The organism is Burkholderia sp. 4M9327F10 (assembly GCF_005503145.1).
Lineage (GTDB): Bacteria > Pseudomonadota > Gammaproteobacteria > Burkholderiales > Burkholderiaceae > Paraburkholderia.
In genome coordinates this window covers 70317-82094 of the sequence record NZ_SCNV01000033.1, presented here as the reverse complement: position 1 = coordinate 82094, position 11778 = coordinate 70317, and the positions used below count along the sequence as shown (strand labels likewise).

At 61.8% G+C, this 11778-nt stretch carries 26 protein-coding genes; 2 read left to right on the top strand and 24 right to left on the bottom strand.

The features are described 5' to 3' along the window. Positions 1-64 precede the first annotated feature (64 nt). The 22 genes from FFS45_RS25980 to FFS45_RS25880 all read right to left on the bottom strand — a co-directional run bounded on the left by FFS45_RS25980 (position 65) and on the right by FFS45_RS25880 (position 9520). Positions 65-742 (bottom strand): hypothetical protein, encoded by a 678-nt coding sequence (locus FFS45_RS25980; protein ID WP_137957497.1) that lies wholly within the window; start codon positions 740-742, stop codon positions 65-67. Continuing rightward, positions 727-981, bottom strand: coding sequence for a hypothetical protein (locus FFS45_RS25975; protein WP_137957496.1), 255 nt, complete (start codon positions 979-981; stop codon positions 727-729). Before FFS45_RS25975 ends, FFS45_RS25980 begins: the two co-directional genes overlap by 16 nt. A 98-nt stretch (positions 982-1079) precedes the next feature. Next, on the bottom strand, positions 1080-1310 hold the full coding sequence (locus tag FFS45_RS25965) for a hypothetical protein (RefSeq protein WP_137957495.1): 231 nt from the start codon (positions 1308-1310) through the stop codon (positions 1080-1082). A 129-nt stretch (positions 1311-1439) separates the two neighbouring features. Beyond that, the gene (locus tag FFS45_RS25960) at positions 1440-2240 is read right to left on the bottom strand and encodes a hypothetical protein (protein WP_171029756.1); all 801 of its coding nucleotides are present in this window, start codon (positions 2238-2240) and stop codon (positions 1440-1442) included. Between the two features lie 54 nt (positions 2241-2294). Beyond that, on the bottom strand, positions 2295-2885 hold the full coding sequence (locus tag FFS45_RS25955; RefSeq protein WP_137957493.1) for a hypothetical protein: 591 nt from the start codon (positions 2883-2885) through the stop codon (positions 2295-2297). After that, a complete protein-coding gene (locus tag FFS45_RS25950) occupies positions 2885-3220 on the bottom strand; it encodes a hypothetical protein (RefSeq protein WP_137957492.1) in 336 nt (111 codons plus the stop codon). The genes FFS45_RS25955 and FFS45_RS25950 overlap by 1 nt, the downstream gene beginning before the upstream one ends. Then, on the bottom strand, positions 3217-3669 hold the full coding sequence (locus tag FFS45_RS25945; RefSeq protein WP_137957504.1) for a hypothetical protein: 453 nt from the start codon (positions 3667-3669) through the stop codon (positions 3217-3219). Before FFS45_RS25945 ends, FFS45_RS25950 begins: the two co-directional genes overlap by 4 nt. Further along, on the bottom strand, positions 3666-4016 hold the full coding sequence (locus FFS45_RS25940; protein WP_137957491.1) for a hypothetical protein: 351 nt from the start codon (positions 4014-4016) through the stop codon (positions 3666-3668). The genes FFS45_RS25945 and FFS45_RS25940 overlap by 4 nt, the downstream gene beginning before the upstream one ends. A gap of 11 nt (positions 4017-4027) precedes the next feature. After that, the gene (locus FFS45_RS25935; protein WP_137957490.1) at positions 4028-4390 is read right to left on the bottom strand and encodes a hypothetical protein; all 363 of its coding nucleotides are present in this window, start codon (positions 4388-4390) and stop codon (positions 4028-4030) included. Positions 4391-4419: 29 nt separating this feature from the next. Then, a complete protein-coding gene (locus FFS45_RS42460) occupies positions 4420-5034 on the bottom strand; it encodes a hypothetical protein (protein ID WP_249362927.1) in 615 nt (204 codons plus the stop codon). Beyond that, a complete protein-coding gene (locus FFS45_RS25925; protein WP_137957489.1) occupies positions 5031-5231 on the bottom strand; it encodes a hypothetical protein in 201 nt (66 codons plus the stop codon). Before FFS45_RS25925 ends, FFS45_RS42460 begins: the two co-directional genes overlap by 4 nt. Continuing rightward, positions 5228-5584: a phage protein NinX family protein gene (locus FFS45_RS25920; RefSeq protein ID WP_137957488.1), complete on the bottom strand. Its 357-nt coding sequence runs from the start codon at positions 5582-5584 to the stop codon at positions 5228-5230. The genes FFS45_RS25925 and FFS45_RS25920 overlap by 4 nt, the downstream gene beginning before the upstream one ends. Next, positions 5581-5970: a phage protein NinX family protein gene (locus FFS45_RS25915; protein ID WP_137957487.1), complete on the bottom strand. Its 390-nt coding sequence runs from the start codon at positions 5968-5970 to the stop codon at positions 5581-5583. The genes FFS45_RS25920 and FFS45_RS25915 overlap by 4 nt, the downstream gene beginning before the upstream one ends. Continuing rightward, positions 5967-6383: a hypothetical protein gene (locus FFS45_RS25910; RefSeq protein WP_137957486.1), complete on the bottom strand. Its 417-nt coding sequence runs from the start codon at positions 6381-6383 to the stop codon at positions 5967-5969. Before FFS45_RS25910 ends, FFS45_RS25915 begins: the two co-directional genes overlap by 4 nt. Continuing rightward, positions 6380-6667 (bottom strand): hypothetical protein, encoded by a 288-nt coding sequence (locus FFS45_RS25905; RefSeq protein ID WP_137957485.1) that lies wholly within the window; start codon positions 6665-6667, stop codon positions 6380-6382. Before FFS45_RS25905 ends, FFS45_RS25910 begins: the two co-directional genes overlap by 4 nt. Beyond that, a complete protein-coding gene (locus FFS45_RS25900; protein WP_137957484.1) occupies positions 6664-7773 on the bottom strand; it encodes a helix-turn-helix domain-containing protein in 1110 nt (369 codons plus the stop codon). The genes FFS45_RS25905 and FFS45_RS25900 overlap by 4 nt, the downstream gene beginning before the upstream one ends. Continuing rightward, on the bottom strand, positions 7770-8330 hold the full coding sequence (locus FFS45_RS25895) for an MmcB family DNA repair protein (RefSeq protein ID WP_137957483.1): 561 nt from the start codon (positions 8328-8330) through the stop codon (positions 7770-7772). Before FFS45_RS25895 ends, FFS45_RS25900 begins: the two co-directional genes overlap by 4 nt. Continuing rightward, a complete protein-coding gene (locus FFS45_RS25890; RefSeq protein ID WP_137957482.1) occupies positions 8323-8601 on the bottom strand; it encodes a winged helix-turn-helix domain-containing protein in 279 nt (92 codons plus the stop codon). The genes FFS45_RS25895 and FFS45_RS25890 overlap by 8 nt, the downstream gene beginning before the upstream one ends. Further along, the gene (locus tag FFS45_RS41875) at positions 8601-8762 is read right to left on the bottom strand and encodes a hypothetical protein (RefSeq protein WP_171029755.1); all 162 of its coding nucleotides are present in this window, start codon (positions 8760-8762) and stop codon (positions 8601-8603) included. Before FFS45_RS41875 ends, FFS45_RS25890 begins: the two co-directional genes overlap by 1 nt. Beyond that, entirely contained in the window at positions 8762-8914 is a 153-nt protein-coding gene (locus FFS45_RS41870) for a hypothetical protein (protein ID WP_171029754.1), read from the bottom strand. The genes FFS45_RS41875 and FFS45_RS41870 overlap by 1 nt, the downstream gene beginning before the upstream one ends. Before the next feature lie 10 nt (positions 8915-8924). After that, a complete protein-coding gene (locus FFS45_RS25885; RefSeq protein WP_137957481.1) occupies positions 8925-9113 on the bottom strand; it encodes a hypothetical protein in 189 nt (62 codons plus the stop codon). Further along, positions 9110-9520, bottom strand: coding sequence for an XRE family transcriptional regulator (locus FFS45_RS25880; protein WP_137957480.1), 411 nt, complete (start codon positions 9518-9520; stop codon positions 9110-9112). The genes FFS45_RS25885 and FFS45_RS25880 overlap by 4 nt, the downstream gene beginning before the upstream one ends. A 190-nt stretch (positions 9521-9710) precedes the next feature. On the opposite strand from FFS45_RS25880, the gene FFS45_RS25875 reads away from it, so the two are divergent. After that, positions 9711-9998, top strand: a complete 288-nt coding sequence (locus tag FFS45_RS25875; RefSeq protein ID WP_137957479.1) for a hypothetical protein — start codon at positions 9711-9713, stop codon at positions 9996-9998. 425 nt (positions 9999-10423) lie between these two features. Here FFS45_RS25875 and FFS45_RS25870 read toward each other — a convergent pair whose 3' ends face one another. Together FFS45_RS25870 and FFS45_RS25865 are read right to left on the bottom strand one after the other, a co-directional pair. Continuing rightward, a complete protein-coding gene (locus FFS45_RS25870) occupies positions 10424-10783 on the bottom strand; it encodes a hypothetical protein (RefSeq protein WP_137957478.1) in 360 nt (119 codons plus the stop codon). Then, complete coding sequence (locus tag FFS45_RS25865; RefSeq protein ID WP_171029753.1) at positions 10784-11026, bottom strand: helix-turn-helix domain-containing protein; 243 nt, start codon at positions 11024-11026, stop codon at positions 10784-10786. It lies immediately after the preceding gene. On the opposite strand from FFS45_RS25865, the gene FFS45_RS25860 reads away from it, so the two are divergent. Beyond that, positions 11025-11750: a helix-turn-helix transcriptional regulator gene (locus FFS45_RS25860; protein ID WP_212745759.1), complete on the top strand. Its 726-nt coding sequence runs from the start codon at positions 11025-11027 to the stop codon at positions 11748-11750. The genes FFS45_RS25865 and FFS45_RS25860 overlap by 2 nt on opposite strands. The last annotated feature ends 28 nt before the right edge of the window (positions 11751-11778 follow it).

Sequence of the window (11778 nt, the reverse complement as noted above, 5' to 3'; positions counted from 1 at the left end):
CTCCTTCACAACGGGGCTGGGAGGGCCGCTGCGGGCCTGCGGATCGTCGGGACTGGTCCCGGGGTCAGCGAGCTGTCGCGATGGCGCGTGCGAGCGCCCGTCCAAACTCTTTGCGGAAGTTGCGATCAACGATCTGTTGACCACGCTTCATGTAATCGAGATGCTGCGTCACTGGCAACGCATCGCCAAAACGGATCAGCAGTTTGAGCGCGCCGAGATGTTTGTCGTGCAGACTGCCGCGTCCAGCACGCCGCTTACGCTGCGCACCGGCACGTGAGATATCGAGACGCTGCCACACACCGTTGACCGGACCTTTGGCAGTGTTGACGACGCCTATATAGATGTCCTTGCGTCCGCGCATGCGAGCCATGATGCCGCGCGGCAACTGGCCATAAGCGTTGAGATCGATGTCCTTCGGGTTGAACAGCGCGGGTCCGGGCAGTTGGTGCACACCGCCGTATTCGTAGGGCAGCAGATATTGCTCTGCCTTGTCCTGCACGAATACGGTCGCCTCTGGCGCTCCCTTGCGGGCGGCCGTCATCCGGATCGATCGCAACGTGAATGGCGACGGATTCCGCAAAGTGCTGCGAAGGTTTTCGACCTCGGCCGACTGCACCTGCTTCGCGAGCGCGTTGATCGCGCTCGAAGTTGCGAACGGGATCTGGTCGCGAACGAACGTGTTCAGGCTGCGCTCGAACTGGTCGACGTTCGACTTGACCGAGATTGTTACGGTGCCGGCCATACTGCCGACTTCACCGACTCATCTGGCTCGGTGAGGAAATACGGGATCGCAGGGATCTGCAGCGGATCGCGGCCGACCGGAAACGCCTGCACCACGACATCTTCCGTTTCGTCGCCATATGTGCCTATAAGAATGCCGGCGGTCGGCCTGTGAAAGAACGGCGAGCGCACGATGACGCTTTTGCCGATCGTCGGCCGCTCCGCTGCGACTGGTGCGGGCTTCGACTTCGGTTTGTTCATCAGCTCACCTGCGAAATGGTTGCGGGGCAGGAATCGAACCTGCTGCTATCGGGTTATGAGCCCGTTGGTCTACCGGTGGCGTACACCCGCAACAGAAGTCAGTTCGGCGCTTCGGTGATATCGAAGTAGTACTGTTTGCCGAGTTCAAACTGCTCGAGCGCAGCAGGATTGTCGACGGTCATCTCGAACGAGCCGCTCGGCGTCGCCTTGGCAAAGCGCTGATCTTCAGGGATGCTCGGATCATACGAGGCGTAGAACTTGAGGGTCTTACTCGGGCCCCAGTGATTAGCCGTCACCTGCTGTAGCTGAAACTTAGCGCGTACCGTCATGGCAAACCTCGCAGCACAAATGAAAAAGCCCCGAGTCGCGATCGACTCGAGGCTTTGGGGACACTTATTCACAGTGTCAGATTGATGCGTATATTAACGTCGATTTTACGGAAGTCAACTGTTTGTCTTTCACGACCGCACGCAGTCGAGCGCGCTGAGCAGTTCATCGGCGTGCTTCCGAGCCTTTGATTCGATGCCATCGACGGCGGTGGCCACCTCGGTGACCAGTTCGGATTCGCCCGGTATGTCCGCGGCGCCGCCGCCAGCCGCGACTCTCCTACGCCTGGCTTCCTTCGATTTCTTCGGTTTCGCGGTCCCGAGAAACCAGTGCTTGATCACTTCCCAGTGCGCGTATGCGGTCCGCTCGGCGACGCCGCACTTAATTGCGAGGGCTTTGATCTCGATCTTGATGCCCGTCGCCTTCTCGACAAGTCCGCGCCGCAGTTGATAGTGCACCAGCGTTCCCGACGGAAGTATGGCCATCGCTGCCTGTTCAAGCGTGCGAATCGCGTCTGCATACTCCGGATTTGGGATGTGCCCGCAGCAGCATGCACGCCCGCATGCGCACGGCGACGAACGCGGAGCGAAGCGTGCGACAAGCACCGCCCGCTCGATATCCGTCAGTTGCTCAAGCTCGCGGCGGATCATGCCCGCCTGCGCCGCGCCGTCGTTACCGCTGAGCCCTTTGCCCGTGCGTGGTGATGGGGCAGCCATTCTATCCATTGCCGAGCGATCGCGCGTCTGTGTCGAATAGTTGAAGGCGAAGACAAGCGCATCCTGCGGCGTGCGGAAGAGCTTCTGTTCGGTATCGGTCATGTGGTTTCCTTGTATTTCGCGCATCGCGTTCCGTATCTCTTGCCTTTCCTGCAAACCATCTTTGGCAGTCCCTTGTCGTCGACGCGCTTCACGGCGTGCATGCAATCGGCGCATCGCTCGCCCCGTATCTTCTCGAGCACGGTGGCTGGGTCGTCGAACTGCCAGTCTTCAAGTTCCGCTGTCATCATTCGGAGTCGCCGGCCCGAAAAGCGCCACCGCGGCGGGATCACGGCGCACCCAAGTCCCTTTCTTCGTCTCATAGCGGCGGTGCGCACGCGCCGAGCATTTGGCTCTAAAAAACGGATCACGGCGCATGCGCCGGTAATACGCCAGCGCGCAATCTTTGGGGGCTTTCGGCGGCGGCCGCTGCGCATCCTCGCCCGGCCCCCACGTCCAGACAGCAGCCGCGTAACCGTTCTCACCGCGCGGGCGGAATTTCAAGATATGGATGTCCGCACGCTGTGTCTGGATAAATCGGCGCACGGTGGCTTTCGACACATGAGCGCGGGCAGCGAGCTCGTCCATCGTGCCGGGCTTCGCCTCGAGCAGTTGCTGGAGCCGGGCGAACGTGGTCGCCGCACCGCGCTCGGTGTTCGCGAACATGCGGCGGTCCGGCAGCTTCAGAACGGTCGCGCGGGCGCCGAGGCCGGCTTCGGTGCGCCCGGGGAATTTGTCGAGCTGCGTCTTGATGGGCGCAGGGTCCTTCCAGATCTCCGTCAGGAGAGCATCGTCTTCGGGGAGCCAACGAGCGCGCGGCATTAGATGTTCTCCCCGACTTTCCGCTCGTGTTCGCCGCTCGCGATGAACTGCGTCAGCGTCTTGCGGTTGTCCTGGATGTAGACGAGGCACCAGCGATATTCGTCGTCGATCCACTTCGAGCGCGGCCCCAGAATGCTTTTCCGGCACCGCTCCGGAATGAACGCCAAGGCCTCGATCGCGACCTCGTCCCGCACGCCATCAATTACGATCCGGCGAAGCGCGCGGACCGATGTGTGAAGCGGCACCAGATCCTCGACGGCCGAGATGCGGTTTTTGTACTTCCCGTAGAAAACGGTCACTTCCTGCGGGACCTGAACCTCCAGAACTATTTTCAAGCTGCCTCCCCGATTCCCATCTTCCGTGCGCGGATGGGCTCCCAGCGTGCAAACCCGCAGTCGAATACTGCAAATTTCTCCTCACGGCATGCAGGTCCCTGATCAAGCCATCGATGGCAGAGCATGCAGCCGGGGAGCGTGCGGTCGTTCCTTGCCTTCAGCCCCATCCCCTTGCCCGAGCCGAGACGGTTGTCGTGGCATGGCACGACGGTCGGATCAGCCCAATCGCTGCGCGCGCAAAGGACGTTCAGGTAGCAGGGTTCGCCGCGGCAGGCCGCCAAGTACTTCGAGCCCTCGGCGACCGTCGGCTTCTTCACGCGGCGCTTAGCCAGAGCCCGGTATCGCGTTGTCGTGGCGTTGGCCAAGCTGCTGAACGGCGATTTCGGCTTGCGCGAGAAGCCGGTGCGCGCCAGCGGCGTGCGACGCTCGATGGGCTTCGTGCGCTTCAGCATGCTTCGCTCCGGATCGTTTCCCCGGCGTACGGCCGCACGCGATCGACGCCAACGGGAAATTGGGGAAACGGGATGCGCCGGTTGAAACGCATCGGCACGGTGAGCTCAACCTCGCCGGTCTCGAGGCGCGGCCAACTATCCGGGGGGGTGATCCAACCGGGCAAACGAACGTAAGCGGTATAGGACGTCCGCGCCGGACGCAATCCGCGCAGCGTGACTCGGGTCTCCATGGAGTGCCAGCGAACCAGCTCGACCACCTCGCACCTGATATAGCAGCGGCGCCGCTCACTCTGCGGCACGCCGTAGACCGTGAACGCGCCGGGAATGATGAAGGTCAGCTTCACCTCGAACCCCGCTAGATGCGAGCGCTGCGCGTCAGAAACCGAACGGCGCGCCCGGCGTCACTTATCCGCTTCACTAGATGCTCGAGTTTCTTGATCGCCGGCGCGATCGAATCGTCTGAGTCCATCGCATCCTCGCTGACGACTCCAACGGCATCCATCACTGGCGACAGGCATTCGCGCAACGTTTCCAGATCGTCCTCGAGAGATGTCGCCGCTTCGTGTGCCGCGACAAGCAGCGACGTAATGTCGGCTCGGTCTTCTTCCCTTCCCTCGTTGCGTGCAGCGTCGTCCCGGTTGTCTTCGCCGCGATATCGACTGATGCGCGCTTCAGCAGTGCGCACAGCGGCGCGAATTTCTGCATTAGATTTGGCCATGTCTCTTTTCTCCGAGTGAAATGAGGGGCTCACCAGCTGCGACTGGTGAGATCTTCAGAACGCCAGCCGTGTCGGCCGACGCGGTAAATTGCGAAAAATCGAAACGGGTATTGCGCCGCGGCGACTTTCGTCTTCGCACGCGCGTCGTCAGTCCATCGCCCCTTGACCTCGCGGAACTCGAGCTCGCCGGCGGCGGTGATGACGGGGAAATCAACGGTCAGAAAGGTGTTGTCGGCGAGGCGAAGCTTGATCGCCTCGAAGCGGTACCAGAGAATCAAGCCGGCACGCAGCTCCGGGTCGAGAACCTCGGCGACGTAGGCCTGTTCCGTCTTGTTCATGTTTCCGCGGCCAAGGCGCCCCAGCGCCTGCATGCGCTCAAGCGGCGAGGCCGAGCGGGAATAATCAGCAGCATGGAGGTCGGCCATCACCTTCTCGGGCGTCTGCCCCGTCTGCGCGGCGACTGCGCGCGCAATCGGCAAAGCATCGGTGAAGCTCACCAGCTTCTTGATCGCGCCCCTCAGCGGCGACATATCCGCCGTGGCAAGCTCGTGCGCGGCGCGAGCGATCTCCTCGCGGATCCGCGCGGTACCGACGAAGCCGTCGGCGATCGCGCTCTCAGGGAACCTGACGGTGTTCTTGCTCACGGCGCTATGCCCGCAGCGTACCCGGGGACGCGAACGTCATACCCCGACAGGTCGACCATGACGGCGTGACCCGTGCTGCGCACGTTGTACCAATCGGTCTTGAGGTTCTCACCGCTCCACCGACTGAGCGCATAAGCCTCGAGGTCCGATTCCGGTCTAACGATGAGCATCCCGTCGGCGCGAATGGTCGCCTTCATGCTGGGACCTCGTCGCCGAATTTCGAAGCCACGAAGCAGCGCATCGCGGCAATAAGCGCGGTCTGACCTGTCATCGCAGGACCGTCGGTCGAGACTACGCCGGTCGGCCAGCTATCCGGACGCCACAGGGCGACCCACTCATCGCCATCAGGAATAACGGCGATGCGCTCGCGGGCGATGATCAAGCCGCCAGTACGCCAGTCGCGCGACGGCCAATACGGGAGATCGTGACCGAGCTTCGCCTTGACAGCAGCCATGACCCCGGAGTCGAGACGCGCGCCTGTAAACTCCTCGAGCTCGGCACGGCATACCCAGATATCGAGCGGGTCGCAGATCAGTTCACGGACCTTCACGTCGGTACCTCGTCGGGCACTTCCTCGCCAAACTTCGAACCGACAAAGGCACGCATTGCTGCGACCAGTGGTGTCGGCCCCGCGTAGGATTCAGACCCGCGGATCTCGGCTGTCCACACCAGCGTTGCATCCGGCTTCGGGTGAGCGTAGTAATTGAGTATGTAGATGCCTTGGCTCTCGATGAAATGGCCGCCGACTGCCCAATCGGATGAAGGTGCGTATATCCGGCTGCCCGTCCAGCCGCTTTCGCCACGGACCCCATCCGGCACAACACAATGTCTCTTCCCGTCCGTATATTCCGCAATGCGCCCGATGAATCCTTTGCCATTGTTCGCGCAGCCGACCCAGTAATCGAGCAGCGCGCCACTCAGTTCGCTTACCTTCATGCGCCTCCCTTCTTTGCGGCCCGGCGCCGCTCGTAAATCGCCTTGTTGATCTGCGTACCGCCGAAGCCATCCTTCGGACCGATGCCTTCGCCGCAGTGCGGGCATGCCGGCACCATGGTCCTCGAGCGCCACGCGCGTTCGACGCGCCGGGCAGCGATCAGGTGAACGCCCTGCTCCTGCGCCTGGTTCAATGCGTTCTGCGCGTGTGTCAGCTTCGCAATGGCGCGCCGGTAGTACTCAACGAAATGGCCGATCGCCCAGTAAGCGGAAAGCTGGACGCCGCAGTCATCGCATTTCACGATGTCGCCGTTGTCGTCGAGCGTAATGTGCATGTGGCGGCATTCGCCGACCGGCTGCACGTGGCGGTTTTTGCGGGCGACGCGCAGGGCATCGATGTCGATGACGTTGCTCATTTGTCAGTGCCGGCGTCGAATGTCACGTCAATCGAAAAATAAGAGAGCGGTCGTTGAGGGTGCCAAACAGATACCGAAGGACCCGGTGCCGCGCGATGGCTGAAAAGGCCAGCGACGGACTGTTGCAGGTAGTCGATCATTTCGGCCAGCGCCAGATCAACGCAGCTACAAGCATCGCCACTGGTGTCACGGCGATACGCCGAGGCGGCGACGCGCACCCACGAATCGCGCTCGAGCAGTGCTGTGAGTTCGATCGGCAGATCGTCGAAGGTGAGCGCGCTCATGATGCGTAGTCGTCCACGGGCATCAGTGCGTCGCCAAACGTCTTGCGTGCGAGCTGGTAGAGATCGACCTGGTTGAAGCGCTGCGCGTCGCTGAGCACGAACTCGATCGCCCGCGGCTCGCGCGAGGCCTTCGCCACCAGCACGCGGTAATAGCGCCAGTCTTCGTCAGGTCTGCGTGGACGCTGCTCCAACTCGGCACCACGCGCATCCACGCCCTCGGGCTCGCGATACCAGTCGCCATCGGTGCCGGCAGCGGTCGCGCTGGTCGACGGCGCCAGCGTCTGGTCGATGAATGTCGTCACGAAACCGGCATACGTCGGTCTGCTGTCTGTGTCGCGATCGCGGGCCGCAACCGCTGCAGCGTGTGCAGCGCGCAGCTGCTCGGCCGTCACGCCCTTGCCGATCCACGTCAGCACGTGGACGCGATCGCGGGTTCGGTCGATCGTCAGGGATTTGCCTCGCTGCCGTTCGAGATCGATCAGCAGGTCCGTGAGCTCGCCCTCGGTGTTTTCGGGTTTGCCTATTTTTTGAGCAGCAGCGGCAGCAGGATTTTCATCGGCTTCACGCGTTGCTGTTGCTGCAGTGTTAACTGCAGGGTTTACTGCAGTATTAGACTGAACGTGGTTCAGTGCCTTTGTGTCGTCAGGTTCAGTGCCTTCTGGAACGACGTTCAGTGCCTTTTCCGAAGGTACTGAACCTCCTTCAGTGCCTTCTGCACCTGAGTTATCCACAAGCTGCTGAACGTCCTTCAGTGCCTTTGACTTTCGCCCCGTTTTTGAAGGCACTGAACCAGCTTCAGTGCCTCGCGTATCCCGATCCGGCAACTCGAAACCGTCCGGCACGCGTGGGTAGTACTGGTTGCGTGCCCACTTCTGGCCACCGTAACCGTGCTTCTGCACGATCAGCCATCCGAGGCCGGCAGCGCTCTGCAGGTGCGTGACGACCGCGCGCTCGGACAGGCCTGTCTCGGCCGCGAGCAGCGCCGTCGACGGGTACGCGGGCTCGCCAGCATCGTTGACGTGGCAGGACAGCGTGAGGAGAACGTGCCGCGTGGTAGACGGCAGCGGCGAGTTAATAATGGCGTGGCGCCACGTCCATGGCTTCATGCTGCGACACCCTCGCGAACGTGCCGCGCGATACGCCGTTCGGCATGGATGCGTTGGTCCCAATAGCAGTAGTAGAAGTTTTTCATCCACTTCGCCACCACCGCCGGCGGGACTTTCTCGCGGCCCAGGAGCTTCGGCGCACGCGCCAGCACGATCTCGTATCCGTCGGTTCCACGGCGTTCCTCGTCGGAGTACTTGTCGAGCGTGACGACGCGCGGCACCACGTGCCACACGCCAGCGAGTTCCGGCACAAAGTCGGGAATGCCGAGATCCTCGGGCACCACGTAGATGAAGCGCGTCACCCAGTCGGGCATATCGCGCCACTTCGGCTTCGACAGATCTGCCCGCCAGTCGGCGCGCGAGACCTTCACCTCGAGCTCGGTACCGTAGCCGGCGGCCGTGATCATCAAGAAGTCCGCGCGGTACTCGCCGTAACGTCCGATGCGGATCGGCGCCTCGGGAATTAGCGTGTTCGCGCGGTGGTCGACGTGGCGGCGGATCGCGGCCTCAACGAGGCCGGCGTTCATTGGCAGCCGCTTCTTGGTTGCTTCAGTCATTGCGCGGCGCCACGTTGATGCGGAATGACGTGCGGCGCCCTTCCTTGAGTTGCATGACGAAGCCCATCGCCTCGAGTACCTTCAGTTGTCGGCGCACACCGCTGTCGGAGATCCGGCATTTGACCGCGAGCTCGGGCACCGTCACCCAGCATTCGCCGGTGCTCTGCACGCTCAGATGCGCGAGACGCAGCAGCACCAGCAGGCCGTGCGAATGGATATCGATGGCCGCGCCGTCGATATCCCAGGTGAGATTCGTTAAGTGGTGAGACATCAGCTCCCCTTGTGCTTGCGTACATCGATCATTGAGACCACCGAGATCGTGATGGCGAGAGCGTTAAGCGCCCAGTACTGCCAGCGGTCCGTGCCGAAGCCCATACGGTCGAGGATCGCGTCGAATGCGCCGTAAAGGATCGTGATCTGCAGCAGGTACATCAGTGACTCCAGAGCAGCGCGATCCCGAGCGAAACGGCGAAGCCAACGCTCAGTTGGCGAACGAAGCGCTGGCGCACGGGAAAGAATGCGCAGATCAGGAGCGCGCCCACGGCAGCTCGCATCACTGCGTCGATCAGGTAGTGCAAGTTCATGACCGCCCCGTCAGTGGAAAATTTTCTGTGATCCCCGCAGCCGGGCAATGCCCACCACGACGAACGCTTCCTGCAGTCGCACGTCGTTACGCATCATCCGAAATAGCTCGGACTCGGTAGCCGACTCACTGTCTCCTGCCCGGGCGTGCGCCGTGCGCAACGCCTCTTTGGTAAGCCGATCGGCCTCGGCCTCTGTCACCGCACGCTCTCCGCTGCGAAGAATTCCTCGACGAGCCGCACCGCCATGTCGCGCGCCAGCCATTGGCCGATCGCACAATTGCCGAGCTGCTCCTGCACTGCGCCCACCTTGTCGGCCGGCAACTGGCGACGCTTGCGTCCCTTCTCGTCACGCTCGTCGACCTGGAAGTACTCGGACACGTGCTGCTGCGTCAGATCACACACTGCGGCCAGGTACGTCTCGGTCATGCCTGGGTGTGTGCGGCTCTTCCACGCCAGCACGCACGCATCGCGGAAAGTTGCGCAGGCTTCGACCTGCTCGCGGGGCAGGAAACGAAGCCGCGGCATGTGCGGCGCGTCGGCCGAAGCCGGCGGATGGATAGGCCTGCCGCGCGGTCGGGCAGTGGCGCTGTGATAGTCAAATGTCATCGATACACCTCTTGCTACACCGGTCGGCGGGCAGCGAAAATTTTTTGCATGAACCTCATGCAAACCTTCGAAAACTCAGGCGCCGCCCGGCGCACAGATCCGCGCTCCGCGACAGAAATGGCGAGGGTTCACTCCCCGTTTAGAATCGGTAGTTCTCACACACACCGTTTCAAAACGAAGGGGAACCCTCATGGACGAAAACGAACAGGCACCGGCGAAACCGACGCTCGAAGAGCGAGTAGACCGCCTCGAGAAAGAACTTGCGTTAGCGGAGGGCCAGGTATTGGCAGCGCATGCTGCGCTCCGAGCGCTCATCGTTGCTTCCTCCGATCCCAGTGCCACAGCAGTCGCAGTGGCGAAAAGCGTCGAAAAAATGCTCGCACTATCGTTGAATACGACGCTCTCGGACGAGCTGCAGGATGGAATTCTTCGAGGGAAGAAGGCGATACTGCCGACTTCAAAAGATCGGGGCGCGTAGCCCGAATCTCGTCCTCGCGTTGCCTCAGCAAATCCGCCCAGTCAGCGCCAACTGTGCGAATTACCTCGCCTTCGTTCAATGCGGGGACGCGGACGCCAGGTCGCAAGTGTCGGGGCGATAGTCCGAACTCGCGAAACCCATCGATTTCTTTCTTTCGCTGCGCCAGCAACTCGCTCCAATCGGAGCCAGTTTCAGTGCGCAACGTTTCGATGCCAGCGTCGCGAGCGAGGCGCGAAGCCATCCGTTCACGAAACAGACCGATGTCTTCGCCGGGCCAAGCAAGCCAAGGCGCCCACTCCCGTAGCAGTGACGCATCACCAAGCATCGGCCTGATACGAGAGGTGCTCACAATTGACGCGGCGATACACGTCCGCTTTCTGAGACGGCCCCGAACGCGAATAAACATCGACTGGAAGCGGCGCATGTCAGGCGCCCTCCTTCGACTCGGCAGTGGGCTTCTCGGCGCCGTTGAGAATCAGGTAGACGAGCACCACGCCGACCAGGTAGATGCCCGCCAACACCGGACGACCGATTGCCGCCAGTCCGAGAACGCGCGCGGCGATAGCGGTGGGATAGAAGTAGCGAACCAGGCGCGGCGACCTGCTCTTCGGCGGCAGCTTGAATTTCGGGTGCCCGATCAGCCCGGCAACCAGCACAAAGAGAATCGCGCAAACCCACAGGTAAAAGATGAGCGCCCGGCCTGCGGTTTCGTATCCGAGCGCCAGCCAGAGGTATGCGAGCGTGCCTTCAGCCAGGACCGTGAGAAAGGTGAAAAGAGATTTCATCTACGCGCCCGCCTCGTGCGGCGCTCGAGCATCGCTCTGCGCCGCAGCGGATTCATCGGGCAACTCCGCCAACATCGCCTCGAGGCCCTTGACCAGCGAATACGCCGGCCGCTTCTTGCCGATCTTTCCGGATGCGATATCCGAAACCGTCGGCTGGCTGCAGCCGATGCGATCGGCGATGGCGCGCTGCGTGCGTCCGGCACCGAGCAGTCGGAGCACCATGCTTTGGAGGTCGGGTTCCATGTTCATGGCCAGAAATATAGCCACACCTATAACTCGCGTCAATCGGAAAAGCTATGGCGCTTTGTATAAGAATTCCGATATGACACTCGGCGAACGACTTAAGGCGGCGCGCAAGCACGCCAAACTCACTCAGGAAGCGCTCGCGAAGCGTGTTGGCATGAGTCAGCCGACGCTCTCTGACCTGGAAAACGGAAACAGCCTTGGGACCTCGTTCGTGGTCGCCCTCGCGCGGGCGACCGGCGTTCAAGCGGCATGGCTCGCAGAAGAACGCGGTCCAATGTTCGATCCGGATGACGCCCAACCGACAGCCGACCTTGACCCTTTGCACTTACCGGAGTGGATTGAGCTCGCACGGTTCTCCCCTCAGATACCATCGAATGCATCGCTTCGCGCCACGATGGAGTTTTTGTTCCACATTGACCAAGCCCACCGAGGCCGGATCCTCAGTGATACGACGCACAAGCTTGCCGTCGCCGCTCTGCAAGCCCAAGTGGCCGGCCTCTCCGAGCAGGAGCTGGCGCCGATACTCCAAATTCTCCAAAACACAATCGAAGCAAAGCGGCCAAAAAGCACCGTTAATCCCGCGATCGTCTCTGAAGCGCCCACTCCAGAATCAGAATTAGACCGGAAGGCTCGAGAGGCAATTGCGCTCGCCGTACCCGGCAACAGCGAGAGCAAACATGCCACAGCCGCACGGGGCGAAGGACAGCGGAAACGTCGTTGATCTATCGACCTTCCGCCGGCGCAAGGGC

Coding starts and splice junctions, on each gene's coding strand:
- FFS45_RS25880 (WP_137957480.1), bottom strand. CDS start 9,520: ATGACATTTGACTATCACAGCGCCACTGCCCGACCGCGCGGCAGGCCT.
- FFS45_RS25965 (WP_137957495.1), bottom strand. CDS start 1,310: ATGACGGTACGCGCTAAGTTTCAGCTACAGCAGGTGACGGCTAATCAC.
- FFS45_RS25900 (WP_137957484.1), bottom strand. CDS start 7,773: ATGAAGCCATGGACGTGGCGCCACGCCATTATTAACTCGCCGCTGCCG.
- FFS45_RS25870 (WP_137957478.1), bottom strand. CDS start 10,783: ATGAAATCTCTTTTCACCTTTCTCACGGTCCTGGCTGAAGGCACGCTC.
- FFS45_RS25865 (WP_171029753.1), bottom strand. CDS start 11,026: ATGGAACCCGACCTCCAAAGCATGGTGCTCCGACTGCTCGGTGCCGGA.
- FFS45_RS25890 (WP_137957482.1), bottom strand. CDS start 8,601: ATGTCTCACCACTTAACGAATCTCACCTGGGATATCGACGGCGCGGCC.
- FFS45_RS41875 (WP_171029755.1), bottom strand. CDS start 8,762: ATGTACCTGCTGCAGATCACGATCCTTTACGGCGCATTCGACGCGATC.
- FFS45_RS25905 (WP_137957485.1), bottom strand. CDS start 6,667: ATGAGCGCGCTCACCTTCGACGATCTGCCGATCGAACTCACAGCACTG.
- FFS45_RS25960 (WP_171029756.1), bottom strand. CDS start 2,240: ATGCGCCGATTGCATGCACGCCGTGAAGCGCGTCGACGACAAGGGACT.
- FFS45_RS25875 (WP_137957479.1), top strand. CDS start 9,711: ATGGACGAAAACGAACAGGCACCGGCGAAACCGACGCTCGAAGAGCGA.
- FFS45_RS25895 (WP_137957483.1), bottom strand. CDS start 8,330: ATGACTGAAGCAACCAAGAAGCGGCTGCCAATGAACGCCGGCCTCGTT.
- FFS45_RS25860 (WP_212745759.1), top strand. CDS start 11,025: ATGTTCATGGCCAGAAATATAGCCACACCTATAACTCGCGTCAATCGG.
- FFS45_RS25975 (WP_137957496.1), bottom strand. CDS start 981: ATGAACAAACCGAAGTCGAAGCCCGCACCAGTCGCAGCGGAGCGGCCG.
- FFS45_RS25980 (WP_137957497.1), bottom strand. CDS start 742: ATGGCCGGCACCGTAACAATCTCGGTCAAGTCGAACGTCGACCAGTTC.
- FFS45_RS25915 (WP_137957487.1), bottom strand. CDS start 5,970: ATGAAGGTAAGCGAACTGAGTGGCGCGCTGCTCGATTACTGGGTCGGC.
- FFS45_RS25925 (WP_137957489.1), bottom strand. CDS start 5,231: ATGAAGGCGACCATTCGCGCCGACGGGATGCTCATCGTTAGACCGGAA.
- FFS45_RS25955 (WP_137957493.1), bottom strand. CDS start 2,885: ATGCCGCGCGCTCGTTGGCTCCCCGAAGACGATGCTCTCCTGACGGAG.
- FFS45_RS41870 (WP_171029754.1), bottom strand. CDS start 8,914: ATGAACTTGCACTACCTGATCGACGCAGTGATGCGAGCTGCCGTGGGC.
- FFS45_RS25910 (WP_137957486.1), bottom strand. CDS start 6,383: ATGAGCAACGTCATCGACATCGATGCCCTGCGCGTCGCCCGCAAAAAC.
- FFS45_RS25935 (WP_137957490.1), bottom strand. CDS start 4,390: ATGGCCAAATCTAATGCAGAAATTCGCGCCGCTGTGCGCACTGCTGAA.